This is a genomic window from Klebsiella sp. D-Nf1, assembly GCF_002810515.1.
GTDB classification, from domain to species: domain Bacteria; phylum Pseudomonadota; class Gammaproteobacteria; order Enterobacterales; family Enterobacteriaceae; genus Klebsiella; species Klebsiella variicola.
In genome coordinates, this window is the sequence record NZ_PIOK01000002.1 from 510,360 (window position 1) to 527,450 (window position 17,091).

Here is a 17,091-nt window from a genome sequence, read left to right on the forward strand (position 1 = left end):
GAGACATATGGCAGAACATTCACCGGGAGCGCAAAGTACGCTGGAGTCACACGTGAAAAACGCTTTTCCCGGGCTCAAAAGTTGCAAACCGATATCAATTTCTACCATTTTTTACATTTCCAGGATCCTCACATGACCCAAATCGACCGCCTGCTAGGCATTATGAAGCGCCTGCGCGACCCGGAAAACGGCTGCCCGTGGGATAAAGAGCAGACTTTCGCCACCATCGCCCCGTATACCCTCGAAGAAACCTATGAAGTACTGGACGCCATTTCGCGAGAGGATTTTGACGACCTGCGCGGTGAGCTGGGCGATCTGCTGTTCCAGGTGGTGTTCTATGCGCAAATGGCGCAGGAAGAAGGACGCTTTAACTTTGACGATATCTGCGCCGCCATCAGCGACAAGCTGGAGCGCCGCCATCCCCATATTTTCGCTGATGCTACCGCAGGAAACAGCAGCGAAGTCCTGGCCCGCTGGGAGCAGATCAAAAGCGCGGAGCGGGCGGAAAAAGCCCAGCATTCGGCGCTGGACGACATTCCCCATAGCCTGCCGGCGCTGATGCGCGCGCATAAAATCCAGCGCCGCTGCTCGGCAGTGGGTTTCGACTGGACCTCGCTGGGACCGGTGCTCGACAAGGTGCATGAAGAAATTGATGAAGTGATGCATGAAGCGCAGCAGGCGGTAGTGGATGAAGCGAAACTGGAAGAGGAAGTCGGTGACCTGCTGTTTGCCACGGTGAATTTATCCCGTCATTTGGGCGTCAAAGCCGAGGTCGCGCTGCAGAAAGCGAACCTCAAATTTGAGCGTCGCTTCCGTGAAGTCGAGCGCATTGTCGCCGCCCGCGGCCTCGAAATGACCGGTGTCGACCTCGATACCATGGAAGAAGTGTGGCAGGAAGTAAAGCGCCAGGAAACTGATCTCTAACGAGTTTTCGTGATCAAGCGCGATTTGTGTGATTTTATAAATAACAAGCGCTTGATTTACGTCAAAAACATTTCGCCAAAAGCGTCTATTTTCTCTTTCCGTTATGTCGTTGAAACACCATGTAGCCTGCCTCTTCGAGTTGTTCGAGTCGCAACACAGGTGCAACTTGAAGAACGAAGGGGAGGGGAGAATGAAAGTTTGTGGCGTCACGCATGTTCGGGTATACTACTTTCCCGTCCTGGTTATTCCATCGTTTTACCCTAACTTCTCAGGTTCAGCATGACAACGAACTATATTTTTGTGACCGGCGGGGTCGTATCCTCTCTGGGTAAAGGCATTGCCGCAGCCTCCCTGGCAGCCATTCTTGAAGCCCGTGGTCTCAACGTGACCATCATGAAACTGGATCCGTACATCAACGTCGATCCGGGCACCATGAGCCCAATCCAGCATGGGGAAGTGTTCGTTACTGAAGACGGCGCAGAAACCGATCTGGACCTGGGCCACTATGAGCGTTTCATCCGTACCAAGATGACGCGTCGCAACAACTTCACCACCGGCCGTATCTACTCTGATGTACTGCGTAAAGAGCGTCGTGGTGACTATCTGGGCGCGACCGTTCAGGTTATCCCGCACATCACCAACGCTATCAAAGAGCGCGTACTGGCGGGTGGCGAAGGCCATGACGTGGTGCTGGTGGAAATCGGCGGTACTGTAGGCGACATCGAATCCCTGCCGTTCCTCGAAGCCATTCGTCAGATGGCGGTAGAAATCGGCCGCGAGCATACCCTGTTTATGCACCTGACCCTGGTGCCGTACATGGCCGCCGCGGGCGAAGTCAAAACCAAGCCGACCCAGCACTCCGTGAAAGAGCTGCTCTCCATCGGTATTCAGCCAGATATCCTGATCTGCCGCTCAGACCGCGCAGTTCCGGCCAACGAACGTGCGAAAATTGCTTTGTTCTGTAACGTTCCGGAAAAGGCTGTGATTTCTCTGAAAGACGTCGATTCCATTTATAAAATTCCGGGCCTGTTGAAATCTCAGGGGCTGGACGATTATATTTGTAAACGATTCAGCTTAACTTGTCCGGAAGCAAACCTGGCCGAATGGGAACAGGTAATCTATGAAGAAGCCAATCCGGCAGGCGAAGTCACCATCGGTATGGTCGGTAAGTACATTGAACTGCCGGATGCCTACAAGTCGGTGATTGAAGCGCTGAAACACGGTGGTCTGAAAAATCGCGTGACCGTCAACATCAAGCTGATCGATTCGCAGGATGTGGAAACGCGCGGCGTCGAAATCCTTAAGAATTTGGACGCGATCCTTATCCCGGGCGGCTTCGGCTACCGCGGTGTAGAAGGTAAGATCGCCACCGCGCGCTATGCGCGTGAGAACAATATTCCTTATCTGGGCATCTGCCTGGGTATGCAGGTTGCGCTGATTGAATTCGCGCGCAACGTAGCGGGCATGGAAAACGCCAACTCTACGGAATTTGTGCCAGACTGTAAGTACCCGGTGGTGGCGCTGATTACCGAATGGCGTGACGAAGAAGGCAACGTTGAGGTTCGTTCTGAGAAGAGCGATCTTGGCGGCACCATGCGCCTGGGTGCGCAGCAGTGCCAGCTGGATGATGATTCTCTGGTTCGTCAGCTGTATGGCGAGCCGACTATCACCGAGCGCCATCGTCACCGCTACGAAGTCAACAACATGTTGTTGAAACCGATTGAAGCTGCTGGTCTGCGCGTTGCGGGCCGTTCCGGGGATGATCAGTTGGTCGAGATCATCGAAGTGCCGAACCATCCGTGGTTTGTTGCCTGCCAGTTCCACCCGGAGTTTACTTCGACGCCGCGTGACGGCCACCCGCTGTTTGCCGGCTTTGTGAAAGCCGCGAGCGAGTACCAGAAGCGTCAGGCGAAGTAAAAGAGTTAGAACGGCAATGCACCCAACTGGGTGCATTGTTTGTCTGGAGTTTTAGTTTAACTTGTACTGAGGAAAACCTAATGTCCAAAATCGTTAAAGTCATCGGTCGTGAAATCATCGACTCCCGTGGTAACCCGACTGTTGAAGCCGAAGTACACCTGGAAGGTGGTTTCGTCGGTATGGCAGCTGCTCCGTCAGGTGCTTCTACTGGTTCCCGCGAAGCGCTGGAACTGCGCGATGGCGACAAATCCCGTTTCCTGGGTAAAGGCGTAACCAAAGCTGTTGCTGCGGTAAACGGCCCGATCGCTCAGGCAATCCTGGGCAAAGATGCTAAAGATCAGGCTGGCATCGACAAGATCATGATCGACCTGGACGGTACTGAAAACAAATCTAACTTCGGTGCGAACGCTATCCTGGCTGTTTCTCTGGCAAACGCCAAAGCAGCTGCAGCGTCCAAAGGCCTGCCGCTGTACGCGCACATCGCGGAACTGAACGGCACTCCGGGCAAATACTCCATGCCGGTTCCGATGATGAACATCATCAACGGTGGTGAGCACGCTGACAACAACGTCGACATCCAGGAATTCATGATTCAGCCGGTTGGCGCGCCGACCCTGAAAGAAGCCGTACGCATGGGTTCTGAAGTGTTCCATCACCTGGCGAAAGTGCTGAAGTCCAAAGGCATGAACACTGCCGTTGGTGACGAAGGCGGCTACGCGCCGAACCTGGGTTCTAACGCCGAAGCACTGGCTGTTATCGCTGAAGCGGTTAAAGCAGCTGGCTACGAGCTGGGCAAAGACATCACCCTGGCGATGGACTGCGCAGCATCTGAATTCTACAAAGATGGTAAATACGTTCTGGCTGGCGAAGGCAACAAAGCGTTCACCTCTGAAGAGTTCACTCACTTCCTGGAAGATCTGACCAAACAGTACCCGATCGTCTCCATCGAAGATGGCCTGGACGAATCTGACTGGGACGGTTTCGCATACCAGACCAAAGTACTGGGCGACAAAATCCAGCTGGTTGGTGACGACCTGTTCGTAACCAACACCAAGATCCTGAAAGAAGGTATCGATAAAGGCATCGCTAACTCCATCCTGATCAAATTCAACCAGATCGGTTCTCTGACCGAAACTCTGGCTGCAATCAAGATGGCGAAAGACGCTGGCTACACCGCTGTCATCTCTCACCGTTCTGGTGAAACTGAAGACGCAACCATCGCTGACCTGGCTGTCGGTACCGCTGCAGGCCAGATCAAAACCGGTTCTATGAGCCGTTCTGACCGCGTTGCTAAATACAACCAGCTGATTCGTATCGAAGAAGCGCTGGGTGAGCAAGCGCCGTTCAACGGTCGTAAAGAGATCAAAGGCCAGGCTTAATCCTGTCTTTGTGAAATAAAAATGCCAGCCTCAGGGCTGGCATTTTTTTTTACGCCGTCAGCCATCATTTAAAATCGACGGCCATTTGCTGGGGGATCGACAGCCCGCGGGTGGTCTCCACGCAGCGGTCGATGTAATCCGTAAAGCGCGGTGGTTTTGGCATTCCCATGCTCAACAGCTTGTCGTTGCTAAAGCGCACGTTCAGCGTGGCGAAGGCGCCATATAAACGCATGGCTTTCAGCATCAGACGTTCATTGCATGGCCCAAAGATCCCTTTCAGTTCACGACGCATTTTGACCAGCGTTTCATAGCTGACCTGGGCGTACTTATCCCCTACCGGGGCCTGCTCCAGGGCCTGGGCCATCGCCCGGTCGATTTCGGCAAACTTCACGCTATTCTCCTCCCCGGCAGAGATATGCACCACCTCGCCGTGGGCCAGCGGCTGGTTAAGTAACATCAGCAAGGCATCAGCGCAGTAGTCCACCGGGATGACATCGATTCGGTCTTCCATGGAACATAAAAATTTCTGCAGCATCAGCCCCATGCTGAACACCCAGAAAATACTGCTGGAAGGCCGGCAGCCGTGATGAGTATGACCCACCACGATAGAAGGGCGGGCAATGACCAGCGGCAGCGTAGGGCAATGCTGCTGCATCAACTGCTCGATGGTCGATTTTGAGTGGGTGTATTCCACCAGGTGCTCAGCGCGTTCCCGAAACTCCGCGCTTTCGGCGACCAGTGAATCCGGCTCAGGTGAGCAGGACATGGCTGTGCCGACGTGCAGAAAGCGCTGTAGACCCTCAACCTGCGCCATCCGTTGCGCCAGGCGCAGCGTACCCTCAACGTTAACCTTCCAGATGAGCGGATTGCTGCCAAACGAGGCGACAGCGGCGCAGTTGAGGACATGCGTCACCTGATCGAGGCGCGGATCGTTAAGAAAATGCTCCGGAGAAGCGAGATCGCCCAGCAGGATATGCTGCGGGTGAAGCATCGCCAGCTTCTCCTCGGCAATATTGAACTTACGCATGTTCTCTTTGACCCGTTCGAGGCCTGCCTCGGGGCTATCAGCACGCACCAGCAGCAGCAGGTCTAACCGGGTTTCCTGATGGAGTATTTTCTCTAACGCGGCACCGCCCAGAAAACCCGTAACGCCGGTAATTAATAATGTGGTCATAAACGCTATCTCATTATGGTTGGTCTGCGGGATTCTAGGTGGGCAAAAGTAAACGACGATTAAATAAAAAAGGGGCCCGATCAGGGCTTTATTAAGACCAGTTTAAGGTTATTATCATCGGCGGATTGAATTAGACTCTCAGATCAGATAGATAATTCACTCTTTCATGTATCTGTTTGTACATTGTTGTATTTTAAGGTTTTTTGTTTTGATTTCTGGACCTGTTATTTTATCCGGAATGACAGGGATAACATTTTCTGTTACATATTTTCCGCTCACGCGTCAGAATGCTATTTATTTTAATTCTTATCATGCTAATAAACTAAGCCAAAAGAAAAGATTGCTTTTTTAATCAATAATATTATTCCCGACACGGATATTGACGGAGGGGTAAAAAAGGGATCGCAGCGCAGGACAAGACCTGTGCGCTGAAATCTGCGATAATGGACGTTTATGACCCTAAACAGAGATGACTATGCAGTACCCGATTAACGAGATGTTCCAGACCCTGCAAGGCGAGGGTTACTTCACCGGCGTGCCTGCCATTTTTATTCGTCTGCAGGGATGCCCGGTAGGATGCGCGTGGTGTGACACCAAGCATACCTGGGACAAGCTGGCCGATCGGGAAGTGTCGTTGTTCAGCATTCTGGCGAAAACTAAAGAGAGTGATAAATGGGGTCCGGCAAGCAGCGAGGATCTGCTGGCGATTATTGGACGTCAGGGGTGGACTGCCCGCCACGTGGTCATTACCGGCGGTGAACCCTGCATTCATGATTTAACGCCGTTAACCTCGCTTCTGGAACAAAACGGCTTTAGCTGTCAGATTGAAACCAGCGGCACCCATGAAGTGCGCTGCAGCCACAACACCTGGGTGACGGTATCCCCGAAGGTCAATATGCGTGGTGGGTATGATGTGCTGTCTCAGGCTCTGCAGCGGGCGGATGAGATCAAGCATCCGGTAGGGCGCGTCCGCGACATCGAAGCGCTGGACGAACTGCTGGAAACGCTGAGCGATGACAAACCGCGGATCATCGCCCTGCAGCCGATCAGTCAGAAAGAAGACGCGACGCGCCTGTGTATCGACACCTGCATCGCCCGCAACTGGCGCCTGTCCATGCAGACGCACAAGTATTTGAATATTGCCTGAAAAAAAGCCCGGCAGCGTACTGACCGGGCTTTTTTTTCGCTTACTCGCCGCGATAGATGCAGCCAGCGGTGCAGGTCTCTTTGACCATCACGGCGCTCAGCAGCGGTACCCGCGGTTTCATCTCATCCCAGATCCATTTCGCCAGCACTTCGCTGGTGGGGTTTTCCAGACCGGGGATATCGTTCAGATAATAGTGGTCCAGGCGATCGTATGTCGGCTTGAAGGCGGCCTTCAGCTCGGCAAAATCCATGATCCACCCGGTATGGGGATCGACTTCACCGGTGATCTCCAGACGCACCATAAAGGAGTGGCCATGCAGGCGACCGCATTTGTGTCCTTCCGGAACGTGCGGCAGGTGGTGGGCGGCTTCGAAGGTGAAATCTTTAAACAGCGTGGTGGACATCATTGACTCTCAACAGGACGAAAAAAACCGCCGTAGGGTACCGGAAAGCACATTTTTTCGCATTAACTAAAACGGCCCTGAACAGAAAATGGACACATTTATCTGGGTTATCTGGATTAAATGGTTATATTTCATGTGGTTATTTAATCGATTTTGTTGTTAATAACTACAACTAAAACAGGTTAGTCCATTTGGTTATTTATTATTTCCATCCCTTCTTTAATTGTTACTATCAGCACCGTTACCCTTCTATTCTCTTCTGTTTTTGTCGCGCTGACAGGGTGCGAATAACAGCTTTGCTTACTGGAACAAACGACGCATGACGACACAGGCCTCACCTTCCAACTTGCTGCCGCTCAACCCGGAGCAACTGGCGCGCCTTCAGGCGGCCACCACTGACTTCACGCCTACCCAGCTTGCCTGGGTGTCTGGCTATTTCTGGGGCGTGCTGAATCAGCAGTCCGGCGCGGCTGTGGCCGTTCCTGTCCAGGCCGCTGAGGTGCCCTCGATCACGCTGATTTCCGCCTCGCAAACCGGCAACGCCCGTCGCGTCGCCGAAGCGCTGCGCGACGATCTGCTGGCAGCGAAGCTGAACGTGAAGCTGGTGAATGCAGGCGATTATAAATTCAAACAAATTGCTGCGGAAAAACTGCTGGTGGTCGTGACGTCCACCCAGGGGGAAGGTGAGCCGCCGGAAGAAGCGGTCGCATTGCATAAGTTCCTGTTCTCGAAAAAAGCGCCGAAGCTGGACGGGACCGCGTTCGCTGTCTTTGGCCTCGGCGATACTTCTTATGAATTCTTCTGCCAGTCCGGCAAAGATTTCGACAGCAAGCTGGCCGAGCTCGGCGCGGAACGCCTGCTCGATCGCGTCGATGCCGACGTCGAATATCAGACCGCGGCTGCGGAATGGCGCGCGCGCGTCGTTGAGGTGCTGAAAGCCCGTGCGCCAGTTGCCGCGCCCGCTCAGCTGGCCACCAGCGGCGCGGTGAACGACATCCATACCAGCCCGTACACCAAAGAGGCTCCACTGTCGGCGACCCTGTCGGTCAACCAGAAAATCACTGGCCGCGATTCCGAAAAAGATGTGCGCCATATTGAAATTGACCTCGGTGATTCCGGTCTGCGCTATCAGCCGGGCGACGCGCTGGGCGTCTGGTATCAAAACGATCCTCAGCTGGTCAAAGAGCTGGTGGAGCTGCTGTGGCTGAAAGGTGACGAGCCGGTAACCGTTGATGGCAAAACTCTGCCGCTGGCGGAAGCGCTGGAGTGGCATTTTGAGCTGACGGTTAACACCGCGACTATCGTCGAAAACTACGCCACCCTGACCCGCAGCGAATCGCTGCTGCCGCTGGTGGGAGATAAAGCTCAGCTGCAGCAGTATGCTGCTGCGACGCCGATCATCGATATGGTCCGTTTCTCCCCGGCACAGCTGGACGCCGAGGCGTTAATCGGTCTGCTGCGTCCGCTGACGCCGCGCCTGTACTCGATTGCCTCCTCGCAGGCGGAAGCGGAAAGCGAAGTACATGTCACCGTAGGCGTAGTGCGCTATGAAATTGAAGGTCGCGCCCGCGCTGGCGGTGCCTCCAGCTTCCTCGCCGACCGCGTGGAAGAAGATGGCGAAGTCCGCGTCTTTATTGAACACAACGACAACTTCCGTCTGCCGGCTAACCCGGAGACGCCGGTGATCATGATTGGCCCGGGCACCGGTATTGCGCCGTTCCGCGCCTTTATGCAGCAGCGCGCAGCGGACGGGGCGCAAGGCAAGAACTGGTTATTCTTCGGCAACCCGCACTTCACTGAAGATTTCCTCTATCAGGTGGAGTGGCAGAGCTATGTGAAGGAAGGTCTGCTGACCCGTATCGATCTGGCCTGGTCCCGCGATCAACAACAAAAAGTCTACGTGCAGGACAAACTGCGCGAGCAGGGAGCCGAGCTGTGGCGCTGGATCAATGATGGCGCCCACATTTATGTCTGCGGCGACGCCAATCGTATGGCGAAAGACGTGGAACATACTTTACTGGAAGTGATTGCCGAATACGGCGCGATGGACGCCGAAGCGGCGGACGAATTTTTAAGTGAGCTGCGCGTTGAGCGCCGTTATCAGCGAGATGTCTACTAATGAGCGAAAAACATCCGGGGCCTTTAGTGGTCGAAGGTAAACTGACCGATGCCGAGCGCATGAAGCTTGAGAGCAACTACCTGCGCGGCACCATTGCGGAAGATTTAAACGACGGTCTGACCGGCGGTTTTAAAGGTGATAACTTCCTGCTGATCCGTTTCCACGGCATGTACCAGCAGGACGATCGCGATATCCGCGCGGAACGCGCCGCCCAGAAGCTGGAGCCGCGTCATGCGATGCTGCTGCGCTGCCGTCTGCCGGGCGGGGTGATCACCACTACCCAGTGGAAGGCGATCGATAAGTTTGCCGCTGACAACACCATTTACGGCAGTATTCGCCTGACCAACCGGCAGACGTTCCAGTTCCACGGTATTCTGAAAAAGAACGTGAAGCCGGTGCATCAGATGCTGCACTCGGTGGGGCTGGACGCGCTGGCCACCGCCAACGATATGAACCGTAACGTGCTGTGCACCTCCAACCCGCATGAGTCGCAGCTGCACGCTGAGGCCTACGAGTGGGCGAAAAAGATCTCCGAGCATCTGCTGCCGCGTACCCGCGCTTATGCCGAGATCTGGCTGGATCAGAAAAAGGTCGCGACTACCGACGAAGAGCCGATCCTCGGTCAGACCTATCTGCCGCGTAAGTTTAAAACGACGGTGGTGATCCCGCCGCAGAACGATATCGATCTGCACGCTAATGACATGAACTTCGTGGCGATCGCCGAAAACGGCAAGCTGGTGGGCTTTAACCTGCTGGTGGGCGGCGGTCTCTCTATCGAACACGGCAACAAGAAAACCTACGCCCGCACGGCGAGCGAATTCGGCTATCTGCCACTGGAGCATACTCTGGCGGTGGCGGAAGCGGTCGTGACTACCCAGCGCGACTGGGGCAACCGTACCGACCGTAAGAATGCGAAAACCAAGTACACCCTTGAGCGCGTTGGCGTCGAAACCTTCAAGGCGGAAGTGGAGCGCCGGGCTGGCATTAAGTTTGAGCCGATCCGTCCGTACGAATTCACCGGCCGCGGAGACCGCATCGGCTGGGTGAAAGGGATTGATGACAAATGGCACCTGACGCTGTTTATTGAAAACGGCCGCATTCTCGATTATCCGGGACGCCCGCTGAAGACTGGCCTGCTGGAGATTGCTAAGATCCATAAAGGCGAATTCCGCATCACCGCCAACCAGAACCTGATCATCGCCAGCGTACCGGAAGATCAGAAGGCGCGGATCGAGAAGCTGGCGCGGGATCATGGTCTGATGAATGCCGTTACTCCGCAGCGCGAAAACTCGATGGCCTGCGTCTCCTTCCCGACCTGCCCGCTGGCAATGGCGGAAGCTGAGCGTTTCCTGCCGTCGTTTATCGACAAGGTGGAAGGGGTGATGAACAAGCACGGCGTGAGCGATGAGCATATCGTCACCCGCGTCACCGGCTGCCCGAACGGCTGTGGTCGCGCGATGCTGGCGGAAGTGGGGCTGGTGGGCAAAGCGCCAGGCCGCTACAACCTGCACCTTGGCGGTAACCGCAGCGGCACCCGCATCCCGCGGATGTACCGTGAAAATATTACCGAGTCGGAAATTCTCGACTCGCTAGACGAACTGGTAGGGCGCTGGGCGAAAGAGCGTGAAGCGGGTGAAGGCTTCGGCGACTTTACGGTGCGTGCGGGCATCATTCGCCCGGTGCTCGACCCAGCCCGCGATTTCTGGGAATAACATCCTGGTGCCCGGTGGCGCGTAGCGTCCGGGCTTACAAAACCCGTAGGCCGGGCAAACGCAGTGCCGCCCGGCATAACAGGCAAACGAGGTTTATATGTCCGTACTCGATCTAAACGCGCTTAATGCATTGCCGAAAGTGGAACGTATCCTGGCGCTGGCGGAGACCAATGCGAAGCTGGAGAAGCTCAGCGCCGAAGAACGCGTAGCGTGGGCGCTGGAAAATCTGCCTGGCGAGTATGCTTTGTCTTCCAGCTTTGGCATTCAGGCGGCGGTGAGTCTGCACCTGGTCAACCAGCTGCGCCCGGATATTCCGGTGATCCTCACCGATACCGGCTATCTGTTTCCGGAAACCTATCAGTTTATCGATGAGTTAACCGACAAGCTCAAGCTGAACCTGAAGGTCTATCGGGCGCAGGAGAGCGCCGCCTGGCAGGAGGCGCGCTACGGTAAGCTGTGGGAGCAGGGCGTTGAGGGCATTGAGAAATACAATGAGATCAACAAAGTCGAGCCGATGAACCGGGCGCTGAAAGAGCTCAATACCCAGACCTGGTTCGCCGGTCTGCGCCGCGAGCAGTCCGGTAGCCGGGCGACCTTACCGGTGCTGGCTATCCAGCGCGGGGTGTTCAAGGTGCTGCCGATTATCGACTGGGATAACCGGACGGTATATCAGTACCTGCAAAAGCACGGGCTGAAATACCACCCGCTGTGGGATCAGGGCTATCTGTCGGTAGGCGATACCCACACCACCCGCAAATGGGAGCCAGGCATGGCAGAAGAAGAGACCCGGTTCTTCGGGCTTAAACGCGAGTGCGGATTGCACGAGGGTTAAGTTTCTCTAACCAGCATGACAGATGACATTCTGCTCATGCTGGTTCTCCTATCCGTTACCTAATCCACTTTGTTTACTGTAATAGCTCGCTTCGCCGTCTGACGAAACCAGTAGTACTTGACCTGTTGGGCGACGTTGTGCCTTGCGGAATTGTTCAAGTGATTCAGCATCGGGCAGGCTAAATTCACCTGCATGCTTTTTCCACCATGAGAGGCGAACCGACAGTCTGCTCATTTCCCAGCGGAAATCGCCTTCGGCGGCTATGGGATGTAATTCCCCTTCACCATCTTGCCAGGCAAGGTAGACATCCAGGCTTTCTTCACCCAGACGAGTCGAAAATTCTCTGTCGTTATCCCATAAAAAATCACTGGCCTCTCGAGCGTAGCCAACATCGTGACGTAATAGATTTTGCGCAGCAACCGATCGTTGACTGAGAACGTTGCCGAAAGCGACATCAGATAAGGTTTGCAGCTCTGGTGGGGCAGCTATCGTCTGCTCATAAACACCATCAACTAGCTTTCTGGCGTTATCCGGCATGCTGATTTCACCATACTGACGCAGCAACGACTGGGTACGCCACAGGCAGGCATGGTCGAGATAAACATAACCTGTACCTCGTAGTTCCTGTCCCAACCAGCCCGCTGCTGCTTGTTCCTGCCATTCAGGGGCCAGGATATGTAATATTGGAGGTTGGCGCCCATCAGGAAGAGCGGGTTTGCGTTGCCCGTCAGCATCGCGGATATGGCGTTGTAGACGACCTGCGCGTTGAATCAATAAATCCATTGGTGCCAGATCGGAGATCATCCAGTCAAAATCCAGATCAAGACTCTGTTCGACGACCTGTGTTGCGATTAATACTTTTCCTTTTCGTGCAGTAGCGGGAGCATGGTTGCCGAACCAGCTCAGCGTTTTATCTTCAATGGCAATGCGGTCAGCGAAAGCAAAGCGGCTGTGAAAGAGCACTATATCCTGTTCTGGCACCCGCCCGTCGCTGCGCAACTGCTGGAAAATCTCTCGTGCCTCGTCAACCGTATTACGGATCCAGCAAACACACTGTCCGGCTGCAACAACGCGATAAATAAGCTCCAGTGCTTCCCGGCGCTGCTGTATCCAGTTAACGGTTACGGTACGCTGGACTTCTGGTCGGGTGGTTAGCGGTTGTTCCAGCAGGCCTGCCGACGAGAGGTGGCTGAGCCATGGATAACCAGCATCGACGTTGGGGATAACGACCGAACTACCGGCGCCATGACTGAATGCATTAAGTAGCTTTTCACGTAAGGTGGCGGGTAGTGTGGCGCTCAGTATGATGGCGCTCCCTCCCTGGGCGGCATGGAAACTGAGCAATCCTTCCATTAATTTCACCATGTAACCATCATAGGCATGAACCTCATCCAGCAGCAGGATTTTATCGCGCATGCCAAGTAAACGAAGCGACTGATGGCGAAATGGCATCACCGCCATTAAAAGCTGATCGAGAGTACCGACACCAACTTCAGCGAGTAGCGCTTTTTTGCGGGAATCAGCGAACCAGATGTGGCATTCACTGGCGGCGTTGCGATCGTCTTGCGCGTAATCTTCTGCCGTCTCATTGACTGGCTGCCAGATGGATTGCCGGAAAGTTTCTGACATTTCTCTTCCGCCATGAGCCAGTATAAGCGACGGCCTGGCATCATCGGCGAACAGCGCACGGTAAGCCGCCGACAAGCGTTTATACATAGCATTCGCGGTTGCCATGGTCGGCAGTCCAACGTAAAGTCCATGGCCTTTACCTGCAGACATTAAACGATGAGTCAGAATCAGTGCTGCTTCTGTTTTACCAGCTCCGGTTACGTCTTCCAGAATAATGAGTTGCGGACCTGGCGATGAGATATCCAGAGTATTAGCTCGCTGCTGGAGCGGAGTGAGCGTATGAATAAAGGGAAACAGAGCTTGATGATTATGATAAAAGATGTGTGGTGATAATGGTGGAATGGTGAGGATGGCCTGTTGCGCCTTTTCGCAGGCGAGAGGCCAATAATCTTGCAAAGGCATCGCATTGCTGACGGCGGGAAAGTGAGTTTCATCTGATCCCATCCAGTCAGTGAGGGTGACAAGACCGGCAAAGAACCAGCTGTGGCGCTTTAAACTTTTCCGTCCGGTCTTGGTTTTCCAGACTGAAGGCAACGTAAAAGGAAACAACTGACTTAGCGTTTCAAGATAATGCGTGGCGGCGATGATATCCTCATCGGTAAATGCCAGTGCACTGCTATTTTGCTGGGTGTCGGGTGGAATGCCATGATGACCAGTGCTTATCTGCATCCAGATGTTTAAGGCACTGGTGAAACTACCACGGTTTTCGGGATCAATACCGGCAATGATGTCGTTATTTCCTTCCTGCCAGGCGTCGCTAATTTTTTCCCATAAATAGAAGCCTAACGTATCGTGCCGCTCAAATGCAGCAATTGTGCTCACAGGTGGAACCAGTGGCGTATCGGGGAACGAGGCATATCTTTGAAAGCCTCTGGCGAATTTGCCGATATCATGACTGGCAAGCAACCATATCATCCATCTTTCAGCATCCTTATCGATAAGATTACATTCTTCCAAAATATCTCTGGAATTAAAAATATTGTTTTTTATTATGTAATATCCACAGGCGGCCACATCCAGACAATGATATGCCAGTAGATGATAAGGCTTTATTTTTGTGGAAGTTACTTTACTGGTTTTTCCCCAATAACGAAGATAATTGATATATCTCATAAATGTCCTCATTTTTGTAGCGAGGAAAATATAACGACGTTAATCTTAGTGCGAGATAGTAAGAACAGACCAGATGTTTTTTACCTTTAACTCAAGAGGGTTATCCCCGCTAGCGCGGGGAACGGGTTGCATTTTAGCTTCGGCTACATGGCCTATTGCGGTTCATCCTCATTGAAATGAGGAACGTAGCAATTTTAGCAGGGCTACAGAAAATGTACATCGAGGTTGTGGCTAAATAGCTTATTGCTTTTTTGCCGTTGCGTTCAACTTCTAAACCCACTACGATGAAGTTCAACAGGGGAAGCCTTTGGCACTCCAGCAATGGAGCTCCCCTGGATAGGAGGGCATCCATTGCCGAAGCGACGTAGCACTTGCATTCTAAACGGACGTCCTGGTCGCCAGCAACTAAAAACGGTACCTGTATGGTGATTACCTTTACGCTTAATCATGCAGAAATGATGATGTTTTTAGCTTTACTCTGTTCAGCATTGAAGCGTTAATGTCCGGTAGGCTCCGAAAGGAGCCTACCTTATAGGTATTTTGTTTAGTTGGTGGTTCAGCCTCGCTCCAGTTTTACAGGAGTCACTCAATGGATTTAACCAGGGAAAAATGGCTTCCCGTCGTCTTATCCAGCGGCAAGCATACAAAAATCGCATTAACTGAACTTCTTGATAATCAAATTCGTGATGTAGCCTATCCACGATCCGATTTTCAGGGGGCTGCATGGCAAATGCTCATCGGCATTCTACAGTGCACTATCGTGCCAGAGGATAAAGATGACTGGGAGGATATTTGGAACGAAGGTATCGAACCTGAACGCTGGGAGGAAGCACTCCAGGCATTGTCTCCCGTTCTCCAATTTGGTGAGCAAAAGCCCTCGTTCCTGCAAAGTTTTGATCCTCTGGATAGCGAATATGGTTCCATTGCCGGATTGTTAATTGATGCACCCGGCGGTAACACGCTTAAGCTCAATAAAGATCATTTTGTTAAACGTGGTCAAGTTGAACATATCTGCCCGGACTGCGCCGCGATAGCATTATTTACGATTCAGACCAATTCCCCTGCCGGTGGGGCGGGTTATCGGGTAGGGATGCGCGGCGGCGGGCCGCTTACTACGCTGGTTGTACCAAAAGAGGAAGATAAATATCCTCTCTGGCAAAAACTTTGGCTCAACGTTTTGCCGCTGGCGCAGAAACCTACCCCTGCACAACATGCGCTTATTTTCCCCTGGCTTGCACCAACTAAAACCAGCGATAAGGCCGGAAATGTCGTGACGCCTGAAAATGCCCATCCGTTACAGGCGTACTGGGGAATGCCGCGGCGAATCGAATTGGATTTCACTAAAACCGTGGCCGGCGTTTGTAATTTATGTGGAGACAGTCATCCGTCGCTACTATTGCAAATGCGCAGTAAAAACTATGGTGTTCAATATGATAGCTGGCTCCATCCCTTCTCACCTTATCGGCAGGCATTGAAAGATCCCTCTGCGCCTTGGCTGGCTCTGAAGGGGCAGCCTGGCGGATTAAATTATAAAGACTGGCTCGGGTTGCTCATGAAACGCGAGGATAAATTTAACCGAATGCAACCTGCAAAGGTGGTTCTGGCTGCCGGGCGGCGTAAAAAATTGGGCCTGTGGTGTTTTGCTTGGGATATGGATAATGCGAAAGCTCGCTGCTGGTATCAGCATCGTATTCCTTTGATCCGTGTTGCTCATGAAGAGCAATTTATTGCCGTCCTCAATAACGTATTGGTATTCGCATCGGAAGCGCTGTCGCTGCTGAGATACGCGTTTAAAAGCGCTAAGTTTGATACGCCAAAAGAAGCCAAAATGGATTTCAGTATGGTGGATATTGCGTTCTGGCAGGAAACTGAACCCGCTTTTCGGCAGCTTCTCGACGCACTGGAGCAGGATCCGTTACGCCAGGATGCCCCTTCCCGTCATGCATTGCGTCAGTGGGATCGGGAACTCCTTCGGTATCTCTTACAGGTATTTGACCGTGATGCTCTAACCGATCCTGATAGTCCCGACGACATTCTGTTGCGCCAGCTTGCGGCTCGACGAGAACTTGAGAGCAGCTACCGTAAACACAAAGCGCGCAAGGAAATCTTGATGTTTGCCGAGGAACCAAAGGAGACTCTATGAACAGTCATACTGCAATGTTGTGCAAAATCACGCACCCTGATGCACAGAAAGCATTGCTGGAATGGTTTGCCATCCTGTCTGAACGCTATGAGCGCCGGGACGATAAGCGAATCAACGGCCGGGCCTGGCGTGCGGAGCTGAAAAAAATGACCCCGCCATATGGGGTGATGATGTGTGAAGCTTATGGCGCGCTTCGCCAGGCCCTGCTTAAATATATTCCCTTACAGCCTGTTGATGAAATGGCTCTGGCGCTGTTTATCAGCGTCGCTGCGCATATTAAAAGTCATAAAGAAAAAGCCAGTTTTGCCGCACAATTGGGAGAAAAGCTAAATGGAACAACGGCATGTGTTTCTGCTCTGCGCTTTGAACGTTTGCAAAAGGCGGCCGATCCGGAAATTTTCTGTCAGTTGCTAATTCAGGTGGTGAATATTCGTGGGGCGGAGGGAGTGAATGTCTTGTCTCTGGCCGACAGTATTTTCCTGTGGATGGAAGAATGGCAACGTCGTGAAAATCATGAGCCAGAACATCGAGATCCCTTTAAGCGAAACCGCATCCGCTGGGCTAACGAATATCTTTCAACATCCTATGGCAAATAAGTA

Annotated in this window: 12 protein-coding genes; 9 read left to right on the forward strand and 3 right to left on the reverse strand. The window is 53.1% G+C overall.

The window, feature by feature from the left end:
* Window positions 1–132 precede the first annotated feature (132 nt).
* The 3 genes from mazG to eno all read left to right on the forward strand — a co-directional run bounded on the left by mazG (window position 133) and on the right by eno (window position 4,220).
* The gene (mazG, locus tag CWM54_RS12450; protein ID WP_061153498.1) at window positions 133–924 is read left to right on the forward strand and encodes a nucleoside triphosphate pyrophosphohydrolase; all 792 of its coding nucleotides are present in this window, start codon (window positions 133–135) and stop codon (window positions 922–924) included.
* A 279-nt stretch (window positions 925–1,203) separates the two neighbouring features.
* Window positions 1,204–2,841: a glutamine hydrolyzing CTP synthase gene (gene pyrG, locus CWM54_RS12455; RefSeq protein WP_061153499.1), complete on the forward strand. Its 1,638-nt coding sequence runs from the start codon at window positions 1,204–1,206 to the stop codon at window positions 2,839–2,841.
* An 80-nt stretch (window positions 2,842–2,921) separates the two neighbouring features.
* On the forward strand, window positions 2,922–4,220 hold the full coding sequence (gene eno, locus CWM54_RS12460; RefSeq protein ID WP_061153500.1) for a phosphopyruvate hydratase: 1,299 nt from the start codon (window positions 2,922–2,924) through the stop codon (window positions 4,218–4,220).
* A gap of 64 nt (window positions 4,221–4,284) precedes the next feature.
* Here eno and CWM54_RS12465 read toward each other — a convergent pair whose 3' ends face one another.
* Window positions 4,285–5,394 carry an SDR family oxidoreductase gene (locus tag CWM54_RS12465; RefSeq protein ID WP_074387736.1) on the reverse strand — a complete coding sequence of 370 codons (1,110 nt, stop codon included), beginning with the start codon at window positions 5,392–5,394 and terminating at the stop codon, window positions 4,285–4,287.
* A 475-nt stretch (window positions 5,395–5,869) separates the two neighbouring features.
* On the opposite strand from CWM54_RS12465, the gene queE reads away from it, so the two are divergent.
* Window positions 5,870–6,541, forward strand: coding sequence for a 7-carboxy-7-deazaguanine synthase QueE (gene queE / locus CWM54_RS12470; protein WP_008806241.1), 672 nt, complete (start codon window positions 5,870–5,872; stop codon window positions 6,539–6,541).
* Between the two features lie 40 nt (window positions 6,542–6,581).
* Here the strand turns inward: queE and queD are convergent, their stop codons facing one another.
* Window positions 6,582–6,947 carry a 6-carboxytetrahydropterin synthase QueD gene (gene queD, locus CWM54_RS12475; protein WP_012967329.1) on the reverse strand — a complete coding sequence of 122 codons (366 nt, stop codon included), beginning with the start codon at window positions 6,945–6,947 and terminating at the stop codon, window positions 6,582–6,584.
* Window positions 6,948–7,263: 316 nt separating this feature from the next.
* On the opposite strand from queD, the gene cysJ reads away from it, so the two are divergent.
* From cysJ to cysH, 3 genes are all read left to right on the forward strand, one after another.
* Entirely contained in the window at window positions 7,264–9,063 is a 1,800-nt protein-coding gene (gene cysJ / locus CWM54_RS12480; RefSeq protein ID WP_100680790.1) for an NADPH-dependent assimilatory sulfite reductase flavoprotein subunit, read from the forward strand.
* Window positions 9,063–10,775: an assimilatory sulfite reductase (NADPH) hemoprotein subunit gene (gene cysI / locus CWM54_RS12485; RefSeq protein WP_061153512.1), complete on the forward strand. Its 1,713-nt coding sequence runs from the start codon at window positions 9,063–9,065 to the stop codon at window positions 10,773–10,775. The genes cysJ and cysI overlap by 1 nt, the downstream gene beginning before the upstream one ends.
* A gap of 97 nt (window positions 10,776–10,872) precedes the next feature.
* Window positions 10,873–11,607: a phosphoadenosine phosphosulfate reductase gene (gene cysH, locus CWM54_RS12490; protein WP_008806238.1), complete on the forward strand. Its 735-nt coding sequence runs from the start codon at window positions 10,873–10,875 to the stop codon at window positions 11,605–11,607.
* A 48-nt stretch (window positions 11,608–11,655) separates the two neighbouring features.
* Here the strand turns inward: cysH and CWM54_RS12495 are convergent, their stop codons facing one another.
* The gene (locus CWM54_RS12495) at window positions 11,656–14,349 is read right to left on the reverse strand and encodes a CRISPR-associated helicase/endonuclease Cas3 (RefSeq protein ID WP_100697310.1); all 2,694 of its coding nucleotides are present in this window, start codon (window positions 14,347–14,349) and stop codon (window positions 11,656–11,658) included.
* 589 nt (window positions 14,350–14,938) lie between these two features.
* On the opposite strand from CWM54_RS12495, the gene casA reads away from it, so the two are divergent.
* Both casA and casB read left to right on the forward strand, forming a co-directional pair.
* Window positions 14,939–16,492: a type I-E CRISPR-associated protein Cse1/CasA gene (casA, locus tag CWM54_RS12500; protein WP_100697312.1), complete on the forward strand. Its 1,554-nt coding sequence runs from the start codon at window positions 14,939–14,941 to the stop codon at window positions 16,490–16,492.
* A complete protein-coding gene (casB, locus tag CWM54_RS12505; RefSeq protein WP_100697314.1) occupies window positions 16,489–17,088 on the forward strand; it encodes a type I-E CRISPR-associated protein Cse2/CasB in 600 nt (199 codons plus the stop codon). Before casA ends, casB begins: the two co-directional genes overlap by 4 nt.
* Window positions 17,089–17,091 lie beyond the last annotated feature (3 nt).

Coding starts and splice junctions, on each gene's coding strand:
- casB (WP_100697314.1), top strand. CDS start 16,489: ATGAACAGTCATACTGCAATGTTGTGCAAAATCACGCACCCTGATGCA.
- pyrG (WP_061153499.1), top strand. CDS start 1,204: ATGACAACGAACTATATTTTTGTGACCGGCGGGGTCGTATCCTCTCTG.
- queE (WP_008806241.1), top strand. CDS start 5,870: ATGCAGTACCCGATTAACGAGATGTTCCAGACCCTGCAAGGCGAGGGT.
- CWM54_RS12495 (WP_100697310.1), bottom strand. CDS start 14,349: ATGAGATATATCAATTATCTTCGTTATTGGGGAAAAACCAGTAAAGTA.
- cysI (WP_061153512.1), top strand. CDS start 9,063: ATGAGCGAAAAACATCCGGGGCCTTTAGTGGTCGAAGGTAAACTGACC.
- casA (WP_100697312.1), top strand. CDS start 14,939: ATGGATTTAACCAGGGAAAAATGGCTTCCCGTCGTCTTATCCAGCGGC.
- eno (WP_061153500.1), top strand. CDS start 2,922: ATGTCCAAAATCGTTAAAGTCATCGGTCGTGAAATCATCGACTCCCGT.
- cysJ (WP_100680790.1), top strand. CDS start 7,264: ATGACGACACAGGCCTCACCTTCCAACTTGCTGCCGCTCAACCCGGAG.
- CWM54_RS12465 (WP_074387736.1), bottom strand. CDS start 5,394: ATGACCACATTATTAATTACCGGCGTTACGGGTTTTCTGGGCGGTGCC.
- cysH (WP_008806238.1), top strand. CDS start 10,873: ATGTCCGTACTCGATCTAAACGCGCTTAATGCATTGCCGAAAGTGGAA.
- mazG (WP_061153498.1), top strand. CDS start 133: ATGACCCAAATCGACCGCCTGCTAGGCATTATGAAGCGCCTGCGCGAC.
- queD (WP_012967329.1), bottom strand. CDS start 6,947: ATGATGTCCACCACGCTGTTTAAAGATTTCACCTTCGAAGCCGCCCAC.